Source organism: Streptomyces sp. NPDC058697 (genome assembly GCF_042715345.1).
GTDB lineage: Bacteria > Actinomycetota > Actinomycetes > Streptomycetales > Streptomycetaceae > Streptomyces > Streptomyces liliifuscus.
The window spans coordinates 400,883-423,864 of record NZ_JBHXSU010000004.1; the positions used below are offsets into that span (position 1 = coordinate 400,883).

General features: G+C 70.1%; 18 protein-coding genes. 12 read left to right on the forward strand and 6 right to left on the reverse strand.

Translation table 11 applies throughout. From position 1 onward, the window contains the following. Positions 1-79: 79 nt before the first annotated feature. Positions 80-730, reverse strand: coding sequence for an alpha-ketoglutarate-dependent dioxygenase AlkB family protein (locus tag ACFWXQ_RS12685; RefSeq protein WP_383942106.1), 651 nt, complete (start codon positions 728-730; stop codon positions 80-82). Positions 731-804: 74 nt separating this feature from the next. Here ACFWXQ_RS12685 and ACFWXQ_RS12690 point away from each other — a divergent pair, with 74 nt between their 5' ends. After that, positions 805-1,974: a methyltransferase gene (locus ACFWXQ_RS12690; RefSeq protein ID WP_383942103.1), complete on the forward strand. Its 1,170-nt coding sequence runs from the start codon at positions 805-807 to the stop codon at positions 1,972-1,974. Positions 1,975-2,001: 27 nt separating this feature from the next. On the opposite strand, the gene ACFWXQ_RS12695 is transcribed toward ACFWXQ_RS12690, so the two are convergent. Further along, positions 2,002-2,778 carry a helix-turn-helix domain-containing protein gene (locus tag ACFWXQ_RS12695; protein ID WP_383942100.1) on the reverse strand — a complete coding sequence of 259 codons (777 nt, stop codon included), beginning with the start codon at positions 2,776-2,778 and terminating at the stop codon, positions 2,002-2,004. 196 nt (positions 2,779-2,974) lie between these two features. Between ACFWXQ_RS12695 and ACFWXQ_RS12700 the strand changes: the two genes are divergently transcribed. Together ACFWXQ_RS12700 and ACFWXQ_RS12705 are read left to right on the forward strand one after the other, a co-directional pair. Next, entirely contained in the window at positions 2,975-3,754 is a 780-nt protein-coding gene (locus ACFWXQ_RS12700) for a phytanoyl-CoA dioxygenase family protein (RefSeq protein WP_383942097.1), read from the forward strand. Continuing rightward, positions 3,751-4,026 carry a hypothetical protein gene (locus ACFWXQ_RS12705; RefSeq protein WP_383942193.1) on the forward strand — a complete coding sequence of 92 codons (276 nt, stop codon included), beginning with the start codon at positions 3,751-3,753 and terminating at the stop codon, positions 4,024-4,026. Before ACFWXQ_RS12700 ends, ACFWXQ_RS12705 begins: the two co-directional genes overlap by 4 nt. A 3-nt stretch (positions 4,027-4,029) precedes the next feature. Here ACFWXQ_RS12705 and ACFWXQ_RS12710 read toward each other — a convergent pair whose 3' ends face one another. Together ACFWXQ_RS12710 and ACFWXQ_RS12715 are read right to left on the reverse strand one after the other, a co-directional pair. Continuing rightward, positions 4,030-4,887: a ketose-bisphosphate aldolase gene (locus ACFWXQ_RS12710; protein ID WP_383942094.1), complete on the reverse strand. Its 858-nt coding sequence runs from the start codon at positions 4,885-4,887 to the stop codon at positions 4,030-4,032. Between the two features lie 11 nt (positions 4,888-4,898). Then, positions 4,899-5,783 (reverse strand): SIS domain-containing protein, encoded by an 885-nt coding sequence (locus ACFWXQ_RS12715; protein ID WP_383942091.1) that lies wholly within the window; start codon positions 5,781-5,783, stop codon positions 4,899-4,901. Positions 5,784-5,952: 169 nt separating this feature from the next. Between ACFWXQ_RS12715 and ACFWXQ_RS12720 the strand changes: the two genes are divergently transcribed. The 7 genes from ACFWXQ_RS12720 (at position 5,953) to ACFWXQ_RS12750 (ending at position 18,663) form a co-directional block, all read left to right on the forward strand. Next, positions 5,953-6,732, forward strand: coding sequence for a DeoR/GlpR family DNA-binding transcription regulator (locus ACFWXQ_RS12720; RefSeq protein ID WP_383945428.1), 780 nt, complete (start codon positions 5,953-5,955; stop codon positions 6,730-6,732). A gap of 257 nt (positions 6,733-6,989) precedes the next feature. After that, a complete protein-coding gene (locus tag ACFWXQ_RS12725; RefSeq protein ID WP_386268137.1) occupies positions 6,990-8,543 on the forward strand; it encodes a hypothetical protein in 1,554 nt (517 codons plus the stop codon). Beyond that, the gene (locus ACFWXQ_RS12730) at positions 8,540-9,661 is read left to right on the forward strand and encodes an AAA family ATPase (protein WP_383945434.1); all 1,122 of its coding nucleotides are present in this window, start codon (positions 8,540-8,542) and stop codon (positions 9,659-9,661) included. Before ACFWXQ_RS12725 ends, ACFWXQ_RS12730 begins: the two co-directional genes overlap by 4 nt. After that, complete coding sequence (gene fxsT / locus ACFWXQ_RS12735) at positions 9,662-14,131, forward strand: FxSxx-COOH system tetratricopeptide repeat protein (protein ID WP_383945437.1); 4,470 nt, start codon at positions 9,662-9,664, stop codon at positions 14,129-14,131. Between the two features lie 112 nt (positions 14,132-14,243). Then, positions 14,244-15,413 (forward strand): hypothetical protein, encoded by a 1,170-nt coding sequence (locus ACFWXQ_RS12740; RefSeq protein ID WP_383945440.1) that lies wholly within the window; start codon positions 14,244-14,246, stop codon positions 15,411-15,413. Next, entirely contained in the window at positions 15,410-16,564 is a 1,155-nt protein-coding gene (locus tag ACFWXQ_RS12745; protein WP_383945443.1) for a caspase family protein, read from the forward strand. Before ACFWXQ_RS12740 ends, ACFWXQ_RS12745 begins: the two co-directional genes overlap by 4 nt. A gap of 377 nt (positions 16,565-16,941) precedes the next feature. After that, entirely contained in the window at positions 16,942-18,663 is a 1,722-nt protein-coding gene (locus ACFWXQ_RS12750; RefSeq protein WP_383945446.1) for an HEXXH motif domain-containing protein, read from the forward strand. Positions 18,664-18,738: 75 nt separating this feature from the next. Here ACFWXQ_RS12750 and ACFWXQ_RS12755 read toward each other — a convergent pair whose 3' ends face one another. Both ACFWXQ_RS12755 and ACFWXQ_RS12760 read right to left on the reverse strand, forming a co-directional pair. Beyond that, entirely contained in the window at positions 18,739-19,479 is a 741-nt protein-coding gene (locus ACFWXQ_RS12755) for a response regulator (RefSeq protein ID WP_383945491.1), read from the reverse strand. A gap of 14 nt (positions 19,480-19,493) precedes the next feature. After that, the gene (locus ACFWXQ_RS12760; protein ID WP_383945449.1) at positions 19,494-21,155 is read right to left on the reverse strand and encodes an ATP-binding protein; all 1,662 of its coding nucleotides are present in this window, start codon (positions 21,153-21,155) and stop codon (positions 19,494-19,496) included. Between the two features lie 301 nt (positions 21,156-21,456). On the opposite strand from ACFWXQ_RS12760, the gene ACFWXQ_RS12765 reads away from it, so the two are divergent. Next, positions 21,457-22,443: a Bug family tripartite tricarboxylate transporter substrate binding protein gene (locus ACFWXQ_RS12765; protein ID WP_383945494.1), complete on the forward strand. Its 987-nt coding sequence runs from the start codon at positions 21,457-21,459 to the stop codon at positions 22,441-22,443. Continuing rightward, positions 22,440-22,982 carry a tripartite tricarboxylate transporter TctB family protein gene (locus ACFWXQ_RS12770; RefSeq protein ID WP_383945452.1) on the forward strand — a complete coding sequence of 181 codons (543 nt, stop codon included), beginning with the start codon at positions 22,440-22,442 and terminating at the stop codon, positions 22,980-22,982. The genes ACFWXQ_RS12765 and ACFWXQ_RS12770 overlap by 4 nt, the downstream gene beginning before the upstream one ends.

Genomic DNA, 22,982 nt, shown 5'->3' on the forward strand with positions numbered 1-22,982 from the left:
CGAGTCTCCCATGATCCGGTCGTCCCGTGGCCAGGGCAACGACCCGGACGAACCGGACGAGCCGGATGAACCCACCGGCCTAGAGGCCGCTCACCCGCAGCGTGACGTTCAGGCGGCCGGTCAGGCCCAACTCGGGCGGTGCCGTGCCCGCGTGTACACGCGGCACGCCGTGATACGCGAGCCGGGCGTCGCCGCCGAACACGAACAGGTCGCCGCTGCGCAGTTCCACGTCGGTGTAGGGGCGGGTCCGCGACTCGGTGTTGCCGAAGCGGAAGACGCAGGTGTCGCCGAGGCTCAGCGACACCACCGGAGCGTCGGACTTCTCGTCGCTGTCGCGGCGCATGCCCATGCGGGCGTCGGCGTCGTAGAAGTTGATGAGGGCGATGTCGTACGCCTCCGGCGTGGCCGCCTCCTGGCCGAGTGCGTCGACGACCGCGCGGCGGCCCAGCTCCCCCAGCCACTCGGGGAACTCCTTCACCGGCGCCCCGTCCCCGTCGACGACCGTGCGCGCATACCCGTACGGGTACCAGTGCCAGCCGAGGCAGACCTGCCGGGACGTCATCGTGCCGCCGCCCGGTGTGCGGACCGTGCGCAGCCCCGCGGGCGGGCGTGCCCAGTCGCGGCAGGCGTCGAGGAGCTCGCTCTGGCGCTCGGCGGTCAGCCAGTCCGGCAGGTGCACGGCGCCCGGCGCGATCTCCGTACGGGCCCGGGGAAACAGCTCGGCGTCCATGGCTCCCATCCTCGCGCACGCCCCTGATGGACGCCGGAAACCCCCTGAGCTGCGCCTCGGATAGCCTGGACCCAATGACCGACCGTATGACGACCCCCTCGGCCGAGCTGCAGCTGGCCCGCTTCCCCGAGGACTCCCGTGACCAGCTCCGTGCGTGGGACGCCTCCGACGAGTATCTGCTGAAGCATCTCGCGGACGGCGACCAGGCACTCGACGGCACGGTGGTCGTGGTCGGCGACCGGTGGGGCGCCCTCACGACGGCACTTCAAGCGCACCGGCCGGTGCAGATCACCGACTCGTTCCTCACCCGGGAGGCAACCCGCGCCAACCTGGCGCGCAACGGCTCGGACCAGGACTCCGTACGCCTCCTCACCACCCAGGACCCGCCCGTCGAGCGCGTCGACGTGCTGCTGGTGCGGGTACCGAAGAGCCTCGCACTCCTGGAGGACCAGCTGCTGCGCCTGGCGCCCGCCGTGCACGAGGGGACGGTCGTCATCGGCACCGGCATGGTCAAGGAGATCCACACCTCCACGCTGAAGCTGTTCGAGCGGATCATCGGCCCCACCCGGACCTCGCTGGCGGAGAAGAAGGCCCGGCTCATCTTCTGCACGCCGAATCCGGGGATCACCAGACCGGCCAACCCGTGGCCGCACAGCTACACGCTGCCCGAGGGGATCGGTCCCGCCTCCGGCCGTACGGTCGTCAACCACGCGGGCGTCTTCTGCGCCGAGCGTCTCGACATCGGCACCAGGTTCTTCCTCCAGCACCTGCCGTACGAGGGCGGGGCAGAGCGTGTGGTGGACCTGGGCTGCGGCAACGGAGTCGTCGGTACGGCGATGGCGCTGGCGCGCCCCCGGGCCGAGACGCTGTTCCTGGACGAGTCGTACCAGGCGGTGACCTCGGCGGAGGCGACCTACTGGGCGAACACCGACGACACGGTGGAGTACGGCAAGGCGGAGTTCCGGGTCGGCGACGGGCTGGAGGGCGTTCCGGACGCGAGCGTCGACCTCGTGCTGAACAATCCGCCCTTCCACTCGCACCAGGCGACATCCGACGCCACCGCCTGGCGGATGTTCACCGGGGCACGCCGGGCGCTGCGGCCGGGCGGCGAGCTGTGGGTGGTCGGCAACCGTCATCTCGGCTACCACGTGAAGCTGCGGCGTCTCTTCGGCAACAGCCAACTGGTCGCGAGCGACGCGAAGTTCGTGGTTCTGAAGGCCGTCAAGGAGTCCGCGGAGTCCTGACGGCCGTTCACAGACGTCCGGTGGGGCTCAGGCGGCGCTCGTCTCGCCGCGCAGGGCTCGCGGGGACGCTCCCAGTTCGCGGCGGCACGCCTTGTTGAAGGCCTGCAGGTCGGGGATGCCGACCGACGCGGCGACCGCCGGGATCGACAGGGTCGACGCTCGCAGCAGGTGGTGGGCGCGGTCGAGCCTGCGGCGCCGGATGTACGCGACGACGGTGCCGCCCGTGGTGGCGCGGAAGAGCCGGGTCAGGTGGTTGTGCGAGACCCCGGCGGCATGGGCCACGGCGGGCACGGTGAGCGGGGCGGCCAGGTTCGCCTCGACAAAGGCGATCGCGGCGGTGACGGCGGGGTGCGGCCCAGGCCGCTCGGCCGCAGGGGCGAGATGGGCGATGCGCCACAGAGCGGTCCAGATCTCCGCCCTGGTGCGCTCGGGCTCGCCCGGTGCGGAGGCGACCGCCTGGAGCAACAGCCCGGTCAGCATGGGGAGTTCGGGTCCGGCGTCCTGCATCACGGGCACGGTGTGCGGCGCCCCTGCGGGAGCGATGCGCAGATGCGCGTACAGGTGTTCCGAGCGGCCCCGGTAGCGGTAGCGGACCGTCGTGCCGGGCGGTACGAGGCTGACTCGGCCGGGACGGATGACGTGTGCCGTGCCGTCGACGGTCAGCTCGGCCTCGTACTGGTACAGATGCAGTTGCCACAGTTCCGGCAGCCGGAAGACGTCCGTACGGCTCGCGACGCCGTGCACGCCGACGCCCGCGTTGGCGACGACGGGCGGCTCCCCGAGGTGGATCTCCGTCTCCCGCATGGTGAAAAACTACCAGCGGTGGCGAAACGGGCCAACGCGGCGGACGGGCGCCGCTCCGTACGTTCGGAGCATGACGAATCCCGAGCATCCGCCGCCGCCCCCTCGTCCTGCCCCTCCCCCTGTCTCGCCCTCTGTCCCTCCCTCTGTCTCGCCGCTGCTGAGGTCGGGTGTCGCTCCGCTGCTGAGCTCCGTGCGGATGGCGCATTTCGTGGCCCACGGCTCGTTGCGCCTCGACGCGGTGGTGCCGGCGGAGATGAACGCCGAGGCGATCGGGTTCCTGGGGCGGGGCGTCCCGGGTGTGCCCTACGGAAGCACGGTGGCGGACGCCTACCCCGAGGGCTCCTTCGCCCGGCGGCTCCTCGACATCCCGGCCGTGGCCGGGGCCCTGCGCAGCCTCGTCGGCCCGGACCGGCGCGTCGACCACCACGCGGTGCACGTCCGCGAGCCTCGCGAGGGGGCGGCGCAGCCGCTGCACGGCGACGCGATCATCGACGTGCGCACCGATGCCTTCGACGTCCAGCTGATGTACTACCCGCAGGACGTGACCCTCGACATGGGTGGCACCCTCAGCGTGCCGGGCAGCCATCTGCGGCGTACGAACGAAACGGACACCGGCCGCTACCAGAACCTGCTCGGTCAGTCCCGGCTCGTCTGCCCGGCCGGCACCGTGGTGTTTCTGCACCACGGCCTCTGGCACGGCGGTCGGCGCAACGACAGCGACGCGGTGCGGTACATGTTCAAGATCCGCTTCAATCCGGCCGTACGTCAGCGACGGCTGTGGGACACCTCGGACCTCGACGATCCCCGGGTGGCCGAGGAGCTCATGACGACCTTCCCCTGGTACGAGCCCGCCACCGGCCGGCTGGAGATCTACAACCGTGTGCTGCTGTGGCGGTCCCTGACCGGCGACGGGTCCTTCGACCTGGAGCACTGGGTGACCCGTGTCTCCAACCGCCCTCAGGAGGAGGTCGCATAACGGTCCGTCAACAGGTTCTGGTGCTCTATCTGGGTACGTCGGCGCTCGACTCGCCTGTGGTCGGCTGGTCCGTGTACGACGGCACGGGGCGTACGTCGCCCACCACTGGGGACAGTGACGAACCCCCGTACAAATCCGGGGTGGACGCCCTGCGGGACGGCTGGCGGCTGTTCCAGGCGGCCCAGTTGATCCCGCCGTACCCGGGGAGCGAGTACGACGTGTCGTTCCTCAAGCACGAGTTCTTCTTCGAGAAGCTCGTGGACGCGGACTGAGCGTCAGCCGGCGGTGCCCAGGACTCGGATGATCCGGGTCACCGTCTCCGCCATCGCCGCCCGTCCCACGGTCAGGTACTTGCGGGAGTCGACCGCTTCGGGATGGGCGGTGAGGTAGTCCCTGATCGCGCCGGTCATCGCGATGTTCAGAGCGGTGCCGACGTTGACCTTCGTGATGCCGCCCGCGACAGCTGCCCTCAGTTCGTCGTCCGGCACACCGGACGAGCCGTGCAGCACGAGCGGCACGTCGAGGGCCTCGGCGAGCCGCTTGAGGAGGTCATGGTCGAGGGCGGCGGTGCGGGTGGTCATGGCGTGTGTGCTGCCGACGGCGACGGCCAGGGCGTCCACGCCGGAGTCGGTGACGAAGGCGCGCGCCTCGGCCGGATCGGTACGGGCGCCCGCCGCGTGGGCGTCCAGCGGCGGTTGTCCCGTCTTGCCGCCGACCTCGCCCAACTCGGCCTCGATCCACAGCCCTTGGGCGTGCGCCCAGTCGGCGGCGGCCCGGGTGGCCGCGAGGTTCTCGGCGTACGGGAGGCGGGCGGCGTCGTACATGACGGAACTGAATCCGGCGCCGGCCGCCTGTCGCAGCAGCTCGTCGCTCTGGACGTGGTCGAGGTGCAACGCGACGGGTACGGAGGCGTGTTCGGCGGCGGCGCTCGCGGCCTGGGCCAGCGGGAGCAGTCGTCCGCCGCGGAACTTCACCGCGTTCTCGCTGACTTGGAGGATGACCGGCGCGTCCGCGACCTCGGCGCCGGCGACGACGGCCTCGACGTGTTCCAGCGTGATGACGTTGAACGCCGCGACGGCGGTGCGGGACGCGACCGCCCGGGCGACCAGCTCTCCGGCTGCTGCGAGAGGCATGGACTCCCCCTTCAGGGCGTGGTGAGGATGACCGAGCGGGTGAGGTGGCGGGGCTGGTCGGGATCGAGGCCCCGGGCCGCGGCGACGGCCACGGCGAGGCGCTGGGCGCGGACGAGTTCGGCGAGCGGGTCGAGTCCGCCCCCGACCCACAACGCGCCCGTGTCACGCACCTGTTGGGCCAGCCCCTCGGGTGCCTCGCCGAGCATCCAGGTCGCGGTCCCCGCGGTGGTCACGCTGATCGGCCCGTGCCGGTACTCCATCGCCGGATAAGCCTCGGTCCACGCGAGCGAGGCCTCGCGCATCTTGAGCCCGGCCTCGTTCGCCAGCCCCACGCTCCAGCCGCGCCCGAGGAACGTGAACTGCCTGCAGTCGACGAGCCCTTCGGGCAGTGGCTCCGCCAGCGCCGTACGGGCGCCGGCGACAACGGCGTCGCCGTGCAGCCCGAGGTGGGCCCGCAGCAGGGTGAGCGCGGTGGTCGCGAACCGCGTCTGCACCACGGACTTCTCATCGGCGTAGTCGAGCACGACCACGTCATCCGCCGCCTCCATCACGGGAGTTCGCGGATCCGCGGTGATCGCGACCGTGCGCGTACGCCCGTTCAGCCTGCCGAGCAGGTCGAGCACCTCGGTGGTGGTGCCGGAGCGGGTCAGGGCGACCACCCGGTCGTACGAGCGGCCGTGCGGGAACTCGGAGGCGGCGAAGGCGTCCGTCTCACCCAGCCCCGCCTGCTCGCGCAGCACCGCGAAGGCCTGTGCCATGAACCACGACGTGCCGCAGCCGACGACGGCTGCCCGCTCCCCCGCGGCGGGCAGCACGTCTCCGTGGACCGCCGCTTCACCGGCGGCCCGCACCCAGCACTCGGGCTGGCTCTTCAGCTCGTTCTCCACGTGGCTCACGCCGCGACCTCCCAGCCATGATGATTGTTCTTGCAAGATATAGCCAGCTTTCGAGCACAATCAAGCATTCACGGGTGAACGGCTTGCGTTAGGGTCACCGAAAGATCAGGGAACGGCCGCTGCACGGATCGTTTGGATCAATACGCGGATCGACGGACGGAGAGTGCGGATGTCGCGCGACGCCCGCTGGCAGGCACTGCTGGAGCTGCTCGTGGAGCGCGGCCGACTGGACGTCGAGGAGGCGGCGGCCGAGCTGGCGGTGTCCGCGGCCACGATCCGGCGCGACTTCGACCAGCTCGCCGAGCAGCAGATGCTCGTACGAACCCGGGGCGGCGCGGTCGTGCACGGCGTCTCGTACGAGCTGCCGCTGCGCTACAAGACGGCCCGCCACGCCTCCGAGAAGCAGCGCATCGCAAAGGCGGTGGCGGACCTCGTCGTGCCCGGCGAGGCGGTCGGCCTGACCGGTGGCACGACCACCACGGAGGTGGCCCGCGCGCTGGCCGTACGCAGTGATCTCGCGTCCGGCTCGCCCGCCCTGACGATCGTCACGAACGCCCTCAACATCGCCAACGAGCTGGCGGTGCGGCCTCAGTTCAAGATCGTGCTGACCGGCGGCGTCGCCCGCCCGCAGTCGTACGAGCTCGTCGGCCCCCTCGCCGACGGGGTGCTCGGCCAGATCACCCTCGACGTGGCCGTCCTCGGCGTGGTCGCCCTCGACGTGACCCATGGCGCGGCGGCGACCGACGAGGCGGAGGCAGCGATCAACCGCCTGCTCTGCGAGCGGGCCGAACGCGTCATCGTCGCCGCCGACTCCAGCAAGCTCGGGCAGCGGGCCTTCGCCCGGATCTGCGCGGCCGAGTCCGTGAACACGCTGGTCACGGACGTGGCGGTGAGCGAGGACATGGTGCGGCGGTTCGAGGAGGCGGGCGTCACGGTCGTCGCCGTCTGAGCCGTCGGCGGACTGCACGCTCCTGGACCGGTCGGTTCGGGCCGCCGCGACCCGCCCACCCCGGAATCTGTCGGCGTCCCGCCTCCAACGCAACACCGAAGACCCTGAGCCGCACACCAACGGACACTTGCCGAACTCTCTCAACCCCGTGTGTGGCAAGGGGAGTCGCGGCATCCCTTGTCCCTGGTTAACCGTCAGGTGCCATGCTAATTTCACTGCTTGGTCAGGCAGGCGTACCGACTCATGGGGGAAAGTCGGTGGAGACGGGCGTGGCTTTCGACGAGTCCGGCGGTAGCTCCTGGCATGGGCCGGGAGTTGAGCTGCTACTGCGGCTGACCGAGGTGCTCTGCGATCTGGGCTGTATGCAAGACGCTTCCGGACGAGGGCAGTTCGCCGTACTGCTCGGAGACCAGCTGCACCAGCACATCGACCTGCGCGGCGTCAGGCTTCGTGAGGACGTAGTGACACTGGTGCGTGCCGCGTTGAGCGCACCGGGCGGGGAACGCGTACTCGTGTGGGTGGTCGATGTCTGCGAAGGGACCGAGGCGGCTGCCGACTTGAAAGCGGTGGTCGATTCCGTCACCGCGCCATCCGCCTCAATGCCGCCGCCCGGCCCGCTGTCCGGCTACGACGAGAGCACCGCGCACGCCCTTCTGAATGCTGTCGGAGAAAATGTGCCGACGACCCGATTACGGGACGCACTCGTCGAGGAGTTGCACGGTATTGATCTGCCCATCGGGCGGACCATTGAACAACTCTTCACTTATACGGTCGAGTTGAATGCCCAACCGGACGGACTGCCGCCCGCCGTACTACTGATCGACCATGCCGCCCGGCTCGTCGGGACTGCCGACCACCGCAAGGCGCTCTCCGACTGGGTCGAGGCGTGGGCACGGCACGCGGGGCTGCTGGAGCCCCTGGAACGACGCCGGACCCGGCGCACGGCGACCGAGTACGATCCCGGAATTCCTCGCTGTCTGGTCGTGGCCGTCGAACCGGCCCGCGACGGTTCCGACGAGATCGTCGTACGCCCATGGCTCAACACCGCGCCAGGCCGCTGGCAACCGCAGCCCGGCGAGCCGGTCACAACGACTCTCGATCGTCTCGGCCCCGCCGTTGAAGGTGTGCTTCGCCAGGGAGCCCGGCTGTGGGCGGTCCACCCCGAACCAAAGCAGGACGACCAGGACCATCCACTTCCGTATATCGAGTTCGTCCTTCCGTATGACCTCCTCAACCACGATGTGGCCAGGCTGAGGCTCACTACGGGAGGCGGGAACCCACTCCCGCTCGGCCTGAGGTACGGGGTGCACCTACGCAGTCTGGATCGCATGCGTACCGATGACGTGCTCGTCATCGACCAGTGGCGGGAGCGCTGGCGCACCATGCAACAGCACGGGATCTCGGTGCAGAGCTGGGGCGAGCCCGATGGCCTGCGGATCGACGACTGGCAGGTGTCGCTCGCCACGGAGCACGACCGGACGGCCGTGGTGCTGGACGCCCCCGCCGAACCGCCCGCGCTTGAGGCACTCAAGGCAGCCATCGCCGAGGGCATAGGTCTGGCGGTCTGGGATCGCAGAGGCGTTTTCCTCGATGAGCGGCGGGAAGTAGTGACCGCCGTGTTCGCGTCAGTGCCGACGCCCGCGCAGGTCCCGATGGCCGTCCACCGCCTTCGCCGAAAAGCCGAAGCCAATCCTCAAGGTCCGCTGCTTCTGGGAAGGCACATCGCCTTCTTCTGGGACGACCCCACACGACTCGTCGACATCCAGACCACCGATCCCGGCGATCTCGCCAGCGAGGAGGCTCCGGCATGACCACACACGAGCAGACGGGCGCGAACGACTGGCGGGTGTTCGAGGCCAGTGGACTCCCGCCCCGGGACCAGCCGCCGGCGCTGCCCGCGCCGCCGCCCTGGCGCCGGTTCCGCGGAACCCCGGTCCAGCCTCCACCGCCGGGCGGGGAGGAAGCCGCGCTGCGCCGTCTGGGACTCGGCGACACGATCCCCCAGCTGGGTCCCGAAGAGATCGACATCGTCAACGCCGCTCTGGTGCTGCGACGTCCGCTGCTGGTCACCGGGCCTCCCGGCATCGGCAAATCCACACTTGCGTACCTCGTCTCACGCGAGATGGGCCTGGGCCGCGTTCTGGAATGGAGCGTCGTCAGTCGCACGGTGCTGCGGGACGGTCTCTACGTCCACGACGCGATGGGACGCGCACAGGCCATCGCCGCATGGCAGGCCGGGCTGAACATGGCCGCGGATCAGAAGACGGCCGCGGCAGCCGGAACAGGCGGCGAGACCGGCGGCGGCACACGGTCCGGCGAGGCCGACGCGGAGTCACCGGCCGACAGCCGCAAGCCGCCCTCTCTGGGGGACTTCATCACCTTGGGGCCGCTGGGCACAGCACTCCTGCCCTATGAGCGCCCGCGGGTCCTCCTCATAGACGAACTGGACAAAAGCGACATCGATCTGCCGAACGACCTGTTGCACGTCCTCGAGAACGGCAGCTACGAAATCCCGGAGCTGGAACGCGCCGCGGCTCCTAGTGCACGCGTGCACACCGCCGACCCCGGAGGGCATGCCCTGGTGCAGCACGGCCGGGTCGAGTGCCGCGAGTTCCCGGTGGTGCTGATCACGAGCAACGGCGAGCGGGAGTTCCCGCCGGCCTTCCGCAGGCGCTGCCTTCCGCTGGAGATGCGTACCCCTACCCGGGAGCAGCTTCTGGCCATCGTGGAACGCCACTTGACGACCCGCCCGGAGGGCACGGAAGCCCTGGTCGACCTGTTCGTGCAGCGTGTCCAGGGCGGCGGAACACACGCACTCGATCAGTTGCTGAACGCTGTCCAGTTGACTACTGCGGGTGGTTTCCAGGCCGACGGAGAGGGGCGTAAGCTCGTTGAACTGCTGCTCCGCGATCTCGCGAAGGGCCGCTGAATGACCGGCTTTCCCAGGGAGCGTGCATCCGGCCCCGGCGACACCGACCCCACCTCGGAGGTGTCGTCGCTCTTGGCGTTCCCTGAGACCGAGACCGCGCCCCACTGGCAGGAGCTTGCTGACGCCGTCTGGCTGGCAGCTCTCTGGGCCCGGCATGGGCGCACCATCGACCCGTCGTCGAGCCCTGTGTGCGACGGCAACGCAGCCGCGCAGCGGCCTGACCACCATCCCACGGCCCTGGGCACCGGGGAACGGGACCGCCCCCGCGACGAAGGGCGGCCGACGGACACGCCGTCCGACGGCAGGGCACGCCGTGCTTCACCGGAACCGGCCGCGGATCCGGGTTCACGGCCGGGCGCACTGGACACCTCCGGGCACGATGCACTGCCCGGGCGACCGTTCACCGGGGCTCCGGAGCCACCCCCCAAGCTGTCGCTCGTCCCCGCCCCCGAAGGGCCCGACGCCATACATCTGGAGCGCCCCCTGCTGCCCTCCTCCCGCTCCGGACCGGTGAATCCGAGCCGTGGCAGTCGCACCGCCCAGCTCGCCCGGTCCCTGCACGGGCTCGCGCGTCGCGTGCCTTCCCGGCGTGCGACGGAGCTGGACGAGCGGACCACAGCGGAGCGAGGCGTCGTGGACCAGCTCTGGCTGCCCTTCCACCAGCCCGTCCGCAGTTGCGCCTTCGACTTGGTGTTACTCGTCGACGAAGCCCCCACCATGCAGATCTGGCAGGACACCGTGGCCGGCCTGGCCGAGGCCGCCGAGCAGAGCGGCGCCTTTCGGGTCGTCCGCACCGTCCGGGTAAAGGTGCCGCTCACCGGTGACCCGACACTGCGCTGGCCGACCGGACGGTCCGTCACGGACTTGGGTGAAGTACTGGACGGCAGCGGTGGCCGGCTCTTCCTGGTCGTCACCGACGGCCTGGCACACGGATGGGCCTCATCGACCGCGGACAACTTGCTCGGGCGCCTCGCGGCCGCCGGCCCCACCGCCCTGGTGCACCTCTTGACACCCCATCTGCGCCATCGTTCCTCTCTCTATCCGTACCCGGCGGTCCTGGAGTCCGGCGGCTTCGGCGCGCCCAACGCCAGGCTCAGGCATCTCGCGCCGTCCGCCGGGCCCGACCCGATGCGCCCGCTGCCCGAGACCGGCGACGGATCCGTGCCTGTTCCGGTGTTGTCGCTCAAGGCAGGCTCCATCGAGGCGTGGGCCTGTCTCGTGACCGGTGAGCGTGGAATGCGCCGGGAGTTGCCCGTGGTCCTGGCCGGCAGTCTTTTCAAAGGAACACCGGCGCCAGGGCTGCGCGCGCCTCGCATGCCTGCCGCAGCCGACCGGGCGGTGGGCGCGTTCCTCGAACTCGCCACGCCGATGGCTCGTCAGCTCGCAGCCCAACTGGCGGTTATTCCCTTCGAGTTCGACCTGGTCGAGCAGTTACGGAACCGGACCATGCCGCACACCGGTCCCGGCCATCTGGCCGAGATCATGATGGGCGGACTGATCGACTGGAGCGGCGACCGGCCGGAGTTCGCCGAAGGTGTCCGTGAGGCGCTCCTGGCGACCACGACCCGGACTCAGCTCGCCCGCACCGTGAGCGTCCTGGGTGATCTTCCAGCTGCGGGGGAGCGCGGTGTGGCTCTTCGCGCCGCGTTGCGCGATCCGGCGGGGACCATGCTCCCCGACCCGGTCGACACGGGATGGCAGCGGAGCGAGCTGGCAGTGCTCCGAGCCTTGGCGGGCCCGTACTCCGAACGCGCCAAACGTATTGATCCCCTGGGCAGGAGCAGGCCGAGAAATGCTCCCGGCACGGCAAAAGACCCATCCGGCAGCGGGTCATTCGACAGCGGTCAGGGAAGTGATCAAGCGCCGGTAGTCCCTGACCCGACTGGAGAGCCCGTGCCGATGCAGGTAACCGACGTGTCCCGCCCTGAAGCCTCGGAGGCTGAGTCCCTCATGCAGAGCACCACGACCGGATCACCTGCCGTTCTGGTGAACGTTCCCCTGCGGAACACATCGTTCGTGGGCCGCACCGAGCTGCTGCGAGCTGTGGAGCAACAGCTGGGAGACCAGGACACCGCGGCTGTGCTGCCACACGCCCTACATGGCATGGGAGGTGTAGGAAAGTCACAATTGGCGCTCGAATACATCTACCGGCACCAGCAGGACTACAAGGTGATCTGCTGGGTCCCGGCCGAGCGGGAGCCTCTCATCCTGGCGGCACTGGCAGGTCTGGCGGCCAGGCTGCGCCTCACCGGGTCAGGAGCCGAGGGCAGTGCCCCCGCCGCGAATACAGCCGCGCCCGCGGTCCTGGAGGCGCTGGGCGCCGGAGGCCAGTACGACGACTGGCTACTCGTGTTCGACAACGCCGAGAACGTCGACGTGGTGCGGAGGTACTTCCCGGCCAATGGCCCGGGGAAGATCATCGTCACCTCGCGCAACCGCGAGTGGGAGCGGGTGGCGACACCGCTGCCGGTGAACGTCTTCGAGCGTGACGAGTCGATCCAGTTGCTCCAGAAGCGCTCTCCGGATCTGTCCGCGGACGATGCCGACCGGCTCGCCGGCGCGCTGGGCGATCTCCCACTCGCCGTGGAGCAGGCCGGTGCCTGGCGTGCCGTCACCGGAATGCTCGTGGCCGACTATATCGACCTGCTGAACGAGCGCCGCCCGGAGATCCTCCAGCTCGACCCCTCCCCCGACTACCCCGTCTCCGTCGCCGCCGCCTGGGACATCTCGCTGGCACAGATCGCGGAGAACAGCCCGGGCGCGCGCCAGCTCCTCGACATCTGCGCCAGCATGGCGCCCGAGCCGGTCCCTCTTTCCATGCTGCGCGGCCGCCGTGCCATCGACATCACGCCCGAGGTCAACCCCCTGCTGAGCGACTCGGTCAAGCTGGGCAAGGCCATCCGGGAACTGAACCGCTTCTCCCTGGTAAAGCTCGACCTGCGGTTTGACACCCTGCAGATGCACCGACTGCTGCAGAACGTGCTCCTCGCCAAGCTGAACAGCGAGGAACGCGAGCGCATGCGCGAGGCCGCCCACCAACTCTTGTCGGCAGCCAAACCGGGCCACTACGCCTCGTCCGCGGAGTGGCCCGCCTACCAGACGCTTCTGCCCCACGTCCTCTCGTCGCGCGCGGTGACCAGCACGGACACGTTCGTGCGTGAGCTGGTCTACGACACAGTGCTGTTCCTGTACTTCTGGGGCGACCACGAAACCGCTGTCGACACCGCGCGGCAGACGCACACGACCTGGCTCGCGGCGTCCGGCGAGGAAAACATCCACGTCATGCGGATCTCGAAGATCCTCGCCTTCCTGCTGCGTGTCGTCGGTCAGATTCCCGAATCCATCCCGCTCAACGAAGGGGCTCTGGACGTCTCGCGCCGCACAGGTGTCGAACCGGAGGACCTCATCGACTCCATGTCCCAACTGGCGGGTGCGCTGCGCTACCTGGGTCAGTACAGGGAAGCGGAGGAGCTGGACCGGGAAGCCACCGAACAGGGTCGGATCCTGATCGGCGCGGAGGACTTCAACACGCTTCAGGCAGCGCACAACTGGGGTGTGTCGCTACGACTGTGCGGCGAGTTCGGCAAGGCTCTGAGTCTGGACCGGGAGACCGCCCAGCAGCGCGAACTGCTCCTGGGGCCGACCAGCAGCCTCACTCTGAGCACGCTCAGTGGCGTCGGGCTCGACATGCGTGAGGGGGGCGACTTTCCGGGATCCCGCGACTTCCTGGAGGACATCTACCGCAGGGCGCACGAGTCCCTGGGCCAGGACAACTTCTACACATTGGGCAGCGCCCGGAACCTGGCGGTGTGCAGGCGCCTCGACGGAGCGGTCGCCGAAGCGGCCAAACTGTCGGAGGAGACATTGCGCCGGCTGATGACCGGATACGGCCCCAACCACGGCGAAACGCTTCTGACCGCCGCCGAAGTCACCATCGACCGCCGTCTCATGGGCGACCTCGAAGGCTCACGCGAACTGGGCCAGGACACCATGCGGCGCTACGCGAACAGCCTCGGCGAAAACCACCCCAACACCTCGATGACCAAGGCGAATCTGGCCACGACCCTCCGCGCCCTGGGCCACCTCGAGGAGGCGCGGAACCTGGAGGACGACGCGGCTCTCCGGCTCACGGAGTCCCTCGGCCCGGAGCACATGACGACCCTGACCGTTGCCCTGGGCCGGGCCAGCACGGCCTACACAGCTCTGGACTTCGAACTGGCCAGGGAAATCGACGAGGCCGCTCTGCCGTCATTGGCACAGGTCGCCGGCAGGAACCACCCGCTGACCCTGGCGTGCACGACCAATCTTGCCCTGGATCTGCGAGGGCTCGGTCGCAGGTCGGAAGCGGACGAGTTGGCGGACAAGGCGGTCGAAGGCCTGAACCTCGTGGTGCGCGCCGATCACCCCTGGCTGTTGGCCGCCCGCCAACGACGCCGTATCGAATGCGACATGGCGCCTCTGCCCTTGTAAGGCGTTCGTCCACGGGGGCCGCGGCGCGCGGTCCCCGCACCTTGCCCTATCGGACGGTCGAGGATGCCTCGACCGTGGCACAGAGACTTGGAGCGGGACCACGGGGGGGCACATGCCGTCGGTCGTATTCATTCACGGAACAGGGGTACGCGAGCCGGGTTTCTCCGCGCTGACGGGTCGGTTCGCCGCAGGACTGAAGGGCCTGCGGGGCGAGGCGCGTGTGGTGCCCTACTACTGGGGAGGCCCGTACGGCGCCACGCTTGCCGCGGGCGGTGCAAGTCTGCCGCCCGAGGCGGGCACGTCCCGCGGTATCGCCGAGGCGGATCCGGACGACGACACCGCAGCCTGGGCCGCCCTGTACGCAGACCCGGACGCCGAGTTGGTCCTCGCCGCCTCCGGCGCGAAGCCGGCCGTGGAGCGGCCACCCGGTTTCGTCCCACCTGAGCAGAAGATCCAGTTGCTGCTGTCCTCGCTGACAGCCGAAGGGAGTCTGCCCGTCGCAGAGTTGGGCGACTTGGGGCCCGGCATGGCCCGCGCCGCAGCGGACTTGGCCGCCCATCCTCTCCTCGGACCCGCCGCGGCCGTCCTCCAGCCGGACGAACTCGCGATCCTCACGGCCCGGTCCCTGGTAGCCCGCGTCATGGCCGCCGCCCTCGACGACGATGTCCCGTTCGTTCCGGTCGGTGACACCCGCGACCTCGTCGTGGACCGGCTCGCACAGGCACTCGGCGCACCGCCCCAGGGTGCCGAACGCGGCCTGCGGACCATGGTGTTACGGTCGGCCGGCTCCGCCGCCTCCCGGGCCGTCCTACGCCGACGTCGTGCACTGACCCAGGCCTCCCATCCTGCGGCCGGTGACGTTCTGCGCTACCTCGCACGGGGCGAGCGGGTGCGCGCCGGCCTGCGCACCCTGGTGGCCGGACTGGAGGCCCCGGTCACTCTCGTCGGCCACAGCCTCGGCGGGATCATCGCCCTGGACACGCTCATCACAACTCCGATGCCCCAGGTCCGCCTGCTCGTGACCGCAGGCTCCCAAGGGCCCTTCCTGTACGAGTCGGGTTCACTGCCCTCCCTCGTGCACCCCGAACCGCTGCCGTCCCACGTACCCGAGTGGCTGAACCTCTACGACCGTCGCGACCTGCTCGGCTTCATCGGCGCCGGGCTCTTCCCCGGGAGAGTCACCGACATCGCCGTCGACAGCCGCCAGCCGTTCCCCGCCGCGCACAGCGCCTACTGGACCAACCCGGCCGTGTACCGGCACATCGCGGACCATCTGCCGTGACCGGACCACTGTGGCCGACACGGGGCGTGGACCCGGCCCGGGTCCACGCGCTGATCGTGGGCATCGAGACCTACGCCGCCGGGCCCGGCTGGGATCTGCCCGGGCCCGCCCGGGACGCCCTCGCCTTCCGTCGGCTGCTGCTTGCCGCCGGAGTACCCGATGCCAACCTGCGACTCCACTTGGCTCCGTTGGCCCCCTTCTCCCCCGACACCCCCTATGCCCCCGCCGACCACGCCACCCTGCGCAGCACCCTCGTGAACGGGGTCCCGTCGACAGACGGCGACATCCTGTGGGTGTGGTGGGGCGGCCACGGAATCCTCGACCGGGCAGGTCACCTACGGCTGTTCTGCACGGATGCCACCACCGCCGACAAGCTGGGCGTCGACCTGGAATCCGCCCTCGCGCGCTACAGCAGTGACGCCGTACCCGGGTTCTCCGAGCAGCTGTGGATCGTGGACGCGTGCGAGACCTTCGAAGAGGCACTGGCCTTCCGGGAACAACTACCGGCGAATTCCCTTCCCGTGGGACAGCGCAATCTGGCACACCGGCAGACGGTGCTGCGCTCGGCAGGCCGCGGCCGGGCCGCGGTCAACGACCCCGCGCGGGCCACCGGCCTCTTTTCGGAGATCCTCCTGGAGCTGTTGATGAACCATCAGTCCCAACTGCCTGCGTTCCCCGACCCGGAGGAGCTGTTTTCCGCCGTTCGGAGTCGCTTTGCAGAGCTCCGGTCAGCGGGCCGTACCTTGCAGTACCCGGAGATCCGGTTGCAGAGCCCCGCGAGGACCGAGACCCTGCCATCGGCGGAGCCGGCGGCCGGTCGTCGCCACGACCCTCACGGATCCCCGCTCTCCCCACTGAAACGCGTCGTGGACGTCCTCATGTCCTATCCGCTGATGGCCGATCCGGTCGAACGGCAGGTCGTGGTCGCGGCGTTGAGCCCACGGATCACCGGAACACTGACCCGACACCCAAAGGCCCGCACGGATGTCACCAGCATCGTCACCGCGCTGGCCCGCCGTCACCCCGGGGCACTGCGGGACCTGTTCGACGCCATGGTGTCCCTCGATGACGACCTGCAACGCGAGCGGGAACTCGCCGATGCCCTGAGGGATTTGCTGACATCGAGCGAACAGCCGCACGATCCACGCTGATCACGTGGCGTGATCGCACGGGTTTCCGATATGGACAGGGTCCGTCATGATGGTCAGAGCATGAGGCATCGCGTGCCGCCGTCGGAGAAGGGGGACGCATCTTGGACCAGCCGCCCGCTCTGTTCGATGCCAATACCGCCGAAGACAGGCAGGCGCCTGCGGTAGGCGGACGCGTCTGGGAGTCGGATCTCGCGGATCTCGCCACGGTGTCGTGCACCGCCGTGGACCGCCTTGCTCCGCTCCCATCCACTGCCCGCATGCTCCAAGAGGTCCTGCGTTCCCGCAGCGGCATCAGCGGGGGAACCAATCCGAGGGCCGAATAGCCGAGCTGAGCCGTGGCACCGCATGCCCGCACTCACCACCGGAGGACCCCGGGAATGACCAGCGAGCAGATCCGCCCTCCGCTCCGCATGCCCGATCACCTCTTCGCGGAACTCGCCGCCGGCGGCGGCTCTCCCGTGGCCGTCACCTTTCTCGAACAAGGCGAACGCGCCCGTCGGCTGCTGCTCCTGCGCACCGCGCTCTCCCACATCGGTGCGGTGCCCACTCCACTCGGCCCGTCCATGGAAGCCTGGCACGCCCTCAAAATGGTGGCCGAACAGTCGCCCGATCATGTGGAGCGGCTGCTGCTCGCTCCTCAGACCGGCGGCTGGCTCGCCCATCTGTTGCGCCGTGTGCACGACACAGCGCCAGGGCCACCCCTCTGGGCCGAGACCGGCCACCTGCACGTACTGGCGGTCACGGCCGCACTGCAGGCGGAGCTGGAAGTCGACCTCCCGGTTCCGCTGGTCGACGGGGCGCTGAACCTTCCGGGCCTCGGACTGGCCCGGCTGCCCGGGGTGCGGCAGGGTCTGTCCATCGGACGGGCCAGGACGAAGGCGGGCGAACTGGAGCTCACGACACCAGAAGACGATGCCTCCTGTGTCTGCCGACCTCGGACCATGACCGCGCGGGGGTCAGCGGCACCGCTGGACGCCGGTTACGCACCCGCACCGGGTGCGGGGCAATGGATCCCGCTGCGCGTTCTGACCCACACCGGCCCTTCGGGCACGACTGCCATCCCGCTCGACGATCTCGGCCCCTACCGTGACCTGGATGAGCCGATCGCCCCCGACCGGCTCGATCCCGACGAGGCCGCGGCCTGGCAGGAGTTACTAGAGGAGGCCTCAGGCCTCCTCACAGCCCGACGCGATCCCGGCCCCGGCCGTCTGGATCCGGCCCGGATCCGGGCCATCGTGCCGTGGGGCCGCACCAGCACCACGCCCCCGCCCCCGCCGGTCGTGGAGCTGTCGGCCTCCAGCGGTGACTCGTTCGGGTCCATGGTGATCACCCGGCCGGCCACAGGGCTCGCGCTCGCCGAGACTCTCGTCCACGAGTTCCAGCACAGCAAGCTCGCCGCACTCATCCATCTCTTGCCGCTCCTCGACGACGACCGCGAGGAGCGGTACTACGCGCCTTGGCGCAACGACCCGCGCCACCTCACCGGCCTGCTGCACGGCGCGTACGCCTTCACCGGCGTTGCCGGCTATTGGCGGGACAGAATGTCCGAGCCGCAGCACGCACACGTCGCCGCGTACTACTTCGCACTCCGCCGTGTACAGACACGTCTCGTCGTACGCACCCTGCTGACCAGTGAGCGGCTCACCGCGCCCGGGCGCCGACTCCTCAACGGCCTCGCCCAAACCTTGGACAGCTGGCTGCGCGAGCCCGTGGATCCGACGACCCTGGCCCGGGCCCGTACGGCCGCCGCGCTGCACCGCACCGAGTGGCGGCTGCGCAATGTGGTCCCGCCTCAGGAATCCGAGACCGGACGCGGCGGTTCACCTCTCCGCTTCCGTGCCGACCAATCTCCCTGGCCCGACCTGCGCACTCATGCCTTCGCCCACCGACCCGTCACCCGCCGAACCGCCGACGACCATCTGGCGGCCGGAGACCCGGCAACCGCCGTTGCCCGGTATGCCGACGCTCTCGCTCGCGACCCCGGTGAGCCTCACCTCCTGGCCGGGTGGATCGTGGCCCGCGCCGCTCTCGAAAACGGCCGTACCAACCGGCGCATGCTGGCCCGGCCGGAGCTGGCGCCACCGCTCCCCGGCCGATGACGACGGGCGACCCGGCCCATCACCTCGTCCCAACGCCAAGCGCGGGCCTCGCCGCCGGAACGGCATCCGCCCGGACTACCCCTGGAACCGGTACCGCCGCTCGGGCCGCCCCGCCGCCCCGTAGCGCAACGTCACGTCCGCGCTGCCGACGGTGTGGAAGTGTTCCAGGTAGCGGCGGGCGCTGACGCGGGAGATGCCGGCCAGGGTGGCGCATTCGGCGGCGGAGAGGGTGCCCTCGGCGGTGCGTAGGGTGCGTTCGATCAGCTCGGCGGTCTCGACGCTCATGCCCTTGGGGAGGGTGCCCCCGGCCGAGGCCGGCACGGTCGCTCCGGCCAGGACCCGGTCCACGTCGGCCTGGCCGTGCACGACGGTGGCGAGGAGGCGGCCCCGCTGGACGGCGTAGCGCTCCAGGCGGGCGCGCAGGTCCTCGAACTCGAACGGTTTGAGGAGGTAGTCGACGACGCCGTGGCGGACGGCACCGCGGACCGTGTCGGCCTCCCGGGCGGCGCTGATGACCATGACGTCGCAGTCGTGGCCGGAGGTGCGCAGCCGGGGGATGACGTCCAGACCGAAGACGTCCGGCAGGTAGAGGTCGAGCAGGACCAGGTCCGGGTGCAGTTCGTCGACGGCGTGGGCCGCCTGCTCGCCGGTGTTGGCGACGCCGACGACCCGGAACGGCTCGACGCGTTCGACGAAGGTGCGGTGGACGCGGGCCACCATGAAGTCGTCATCGACCACGAGCACGTCGATGGTGTCGGTCGCGACGGACGTGCCCGGCCCACGGGGCGTGTCCGGCGTGCCGGACGTGCCTTTCATCCCCTTCGTCCCCTTCATCGGGCCGCTCCTTCCGCCACCGCGTCGGCGAGGTGGCTGACGGTCATGCGTGCGGTGAACATGGCCCCCTCGGGGGTGTTGGTCACCGAGATCTCACCACCGTGACGCTCGCAGACCAGCCGGGTGAGCGCCAGGCCGATGCCCCGCTCGCCCTCCTGGGCCGCCTTGGTGGTGAAGCCGTGCAGGAAGACCTCCCGGGCGAGTTCCGGGGCGACGCCGGGGCCGGAGTCGCGGACCACGATCTCCACGCTGGAGGCGTCCTGCCGCAGCTCGACCTCCACCCAGGCCTCGTGGCCGTCCGCCTCACCCGCGACCCCGGCGACGGACGCGGCGTCCACGGCGTTGTCGACGAGGTTGCCCACCACGGTCGCCACATCGGCGGCGTCCTCCGGTACCAGCCGGTCGAGCGCGGTGCTGTCGGAGATCCGCAGCCGCACCTTCCGCTCGGCGGCCAATGACGCCTTCGCCATGAGCAGGGCGGCGACGGCGGTGTCGCGGACGCGGCGGCTGAGGGTGACGTCCAGCGACTGGCGGCGCTGGTTCAACGCGCGGATGTAGCACACGACTTCGTCCTCCTCACCGATCTCGATCAGCCCGGAGATGGTGTGCAGCTGGTTGGCGAACTCGTGGGCCTGCGCGCGCAGTAGCTCGGACGAGCTGCGGAAGGAGCCGATCTCCCGCTCCAGGCGGGCCAGTTCGGTGCGGTCGCGCAGGGTGGTGACCGAGCCGAGCGGGCGGCCGTCCTTGGTGACGGTCATCCGGTTCATCACCAGTACGCGGCCGTGCCGGATCACGACCTCGTCGCGCTCGTGGGGCGCGCCCTTGCGGTCGCCGACCAGGACGTCCCGCAGCCGTCCCTCGATGCCGAGTTCGGCCAGGCTCTGGCCCACGCAGTCCTCGGGAAGGTCGAGCAGGCGGCGGCCCATGTCGTTGGCCAGGGTGAGCCGGTGCTGCGGGTCGAGGGCGATCACGCCCTCGGCGATCCCGTACAGCATCGCCTCGCGGTGTTCGGCCAGTCCGGCGATCTCGCGGGGTTCCAGGCCGAGGGTCTGCCGTTTGACGCGTCTGGCCAGCAGCCAGGAGCCCACCAGGCCGAGTCCGCTGGCGATGCCCAGGTAGGCGAGCAGATACGAGGACGCGCCGTTGAGGCGTTGCCACACGGTCGGGTCGGCCTCGCCGATCATCACCGTGCCCAGGTACTGACCGAGGTTCTGCTGTGTGGCGCCGAGTACCGGCACCTGGGCCACGAGCTGGCGGCTGCCGTCCAGGGTCAGCGAGCCCGACCAGCCTCGGCCCTCGGCGGCGCCCTCACCGAGTGCCAGCCGGTCACCGATCGCCGTGGGGTTCGTGGAGCTGACGATCCGGCCGTCGGCGTCGGTCACCGTCACGGAGGTGACCCCGGACTGGGTCTGTGTGGAGTTCACCAGCGGGGCGAGGGCCTCCAGCGGCGCGGGCCGTACGAGCTGGCTGCGGACCAGGGGGTTGGCGGCCAACTGCTCGGCCAGTGCGGCGACGCGGCGGCCCTCCACGCGGTTGAAGGTCGCCTCCGACTGGGCGAGGGAGACCGCGGCGACGGCCAGCAGCACCACCACGACGATGGCGAGCTGGAGCACCAGCATCTCGCCCGCGAGGGTCTGACGGCGGAAGGTGGCGACCACGACGTACTCAATCTCTCGGGCCGACACGGCGTTGGGCGGCTCGTCTGTGGGGTCGCCCCATCATGGACCCCTCCCGTGGCCGGGAAAAGGGGTGAGCGAAAAGGGGTGAGCAGGGAGCCGGGGCGGGAGAGGCGCCGTACCATCCGTGCACGCGACCGGCGCCGGTGGCCACAAAGACCACAACCTCCGTTGGTTCCGGAAGAGAGACAGACGTTCGACGTACGGGCAACATGTGGCCCACGTCACCCTCCCCACAGGGCTTCCCCCGACCTCATCGACGTACCGACAGGTGGTGGCATTCGTGCGCCTGCGCACCCTCCTCGCCCTGTTCGGGGCCGCCGTGCTCGTGCTCGTGGGCCCGCCGTTGCTCACGGCGGGCAGCGATTCCGCGACGGGCACGCAGATCCCGGGCCTGCGCTTCATGGTCCCCAACACGCCCGGCGGCGGCTACGACATCACGGCCCGTACGGCCGCGAAGAACGCCGAGGACGCCGAACTCACGCACAACATCGAGGTGTTCAACCTTCCGGGCGCCGGCGGCACCGTCGGACTGAGCCGGCTGGTGAGCGAGCACGGCAACGGCAAGCTCGCCATGTCGATGGGCCTCGGAGTCGTGGGCGCCGTCCGCTCGAACGACGCGCCCAAGACGCTCGCCGACACCACCCCGATCGCCCGGCTCACCGAGGAGCAGGACGTCGTGGTGGTCGGCAAGGACTCCCCGTACAAGACGATCGACCAGCTCGTCGACGCCTGGAAGAAGGACCCGGGCAAGCTGCCGGTGGGCGGCGGTTCCTCGCCCGGCGGGCCCGACCATCTCGCGCCCATGCTGATGGCGAAGGCCGCCGGTATCGCCCCGAAGGACGTCAACTACGTGCCCTTCGACGGCGGTGGCGAGCTGCTCGCCTCGATCCTCGGCAACAAGGTCGCCTTCGGGGTGTCCGGTGTCGGCGAGTACCTCGACCAGATCAAGGCCGGCGAGCTCCGGATTCTCGCGGTCACCGGACCGGAGCGGGTCGACGAACTCGCCCAGGCGCCCACGCTGAAGGAGTCCGGCTACGACGTGGACTTCACCAACTGGCGGGGCATCGTGGCCCCGCCCGGTCTGTCCGACGCCGAGCGCGACAAGCTCGTACGCCTCGTCGAGGAGCTGCACGACTCGCCCGAGTGGCAGAAGTCGATGCAGCAGAACGGCTGGGACGACGCCTTCCTCACCGGGGAGAAGTTCGGTGACTTCCTCGACGCCCAGGACAAGCGCGTGGTTTCGGTACTGAAGGAGCTGGGACTGTGACGACGCCGACCACCGAAGCCTCCCCGACGCCACCGACGGACGAACGGCGCTCGTGGCTGCGCGACCACTCCGAACTGGGCGTCTGCGTCCTCCTGTTGGCGCTCGGCGCGCTGGTTCTGGGCGACGCGCTCACCATGGACGTGGAGATCACCCAGCGCGGTCCCGTCGGGCCGAAGACCGTGCCGATCGTGGTCGGCGTCGGGCTGCTCGTCATCGCCGCCCTGCTCGCCGTGGACGTACTGCGCGGCGGCCGTGGCGAGGCCGAGGGCGGTGAGGACATCGATCTGTCCGAACCGGCCGACTGGCGCACGGTGTTGCTGCTCGCCGGGGTGTTCCTGGGCGCGGCCGTCCTCATCGAGCCCGTCGGCTTCCCCGTCGCGGGCGCGCTCCTCTTCTGGGGAGCGGCCTTCGCGCTCGGCAGCCGCCGCTTCGACCGGGACCCGCTCATCGCGGCCGTGCTCTCCCTCGCCACGTACGTGATCTTCAACAATCTGCTCGGGGTACCGCTGCCCGGCGGCCCGCTGATGGGAGTGCTGTGA

Excerpts from the sequence above, each read along its gene's own strand:
- ACFWXQ_RS12685 (WP_383942106.1), bottom strand. The coding sequence starts at position 730 with ATGGACGCCGAGCTGTTTCCCCGGGCCCGTACGGAGATCGCGCCGGGC.
- ACFWXQ_RS12690 (WP_383942103.1), top strand. The coding sequence starts at position 805 with ATGACCGACCGTATGACGACCCCCTCGGCCGAGCTGCAGCTGGCCCGC.
- ACFWXQ_RS12695 (WP_383942100.1), bottom strand. The coding sequence starts at position 2,778 with ATGCGGGAGACGGAGATCCACCTCGGGGAGCCGCCCGTCGTCGCCAAC.
- ACFWXQ_RS12700 (WP_383942097.1), top strand. The coding sequence starts at position 2,975 with ATGGCGCATTTCGTGGCCCACGGCTCGTTGCGCCTCGACGCGGTGGTG.
- ACFWXQ_RS12710 (WP_383942094.1), bottom strand. The coding sequence starts at position 4,887 with ATGCCTCTCGCAGCAGCCGGAGAGCTGGTCGCCCGGGCGGTCGCGTCC.
- ACFWXQ_RS12720 (WP_383945428.1), top strand. The coding sequence starts at position 5,953 with ATGTCGCGCGACGCCCGCTGGCAGGCACTGCTGGAGCTGCTCGTGGAG.
- ACFWXQ_RS12730 (WP_383945434.1), top strand. The coding sequence starts at position 8,540 with ATGACCACACACGAGCAGACGGGCGCGAACGACTGGCGGGTGTTCGAG.
- fxsT (WP_383945437.1), top strand. The coding sequence starts at position 9,662 with ATGACCGGCTTTCCCAGGGAGCGTGCATCCGGCCCCGGCGACACCGAC.
- ACFWXQ_RS12740 (WP_383945440.1), top strand. The coding sequence starts at position 14,244 with ATGCCGTCGGTCGTATTCATTCACGGAACAGGGGTACGCGAGCCGGGT.
- ACFWXQ_RS12750 (WP_383945446.1), top strand. The coding sequence starts at position 16,942 with ATGACCAGCGAGCAGATCCGCCCTCCGCTCCGCATGCCCGATCACCTC.
- ACFWXQ_RS12755 (WP_383945491.1), bottom strand. The coding sequence starts at position 19,479 with ATGAAAGGCACGTCCGGCACGCCGGACACGCCCCGTGGGCCGGGCACG.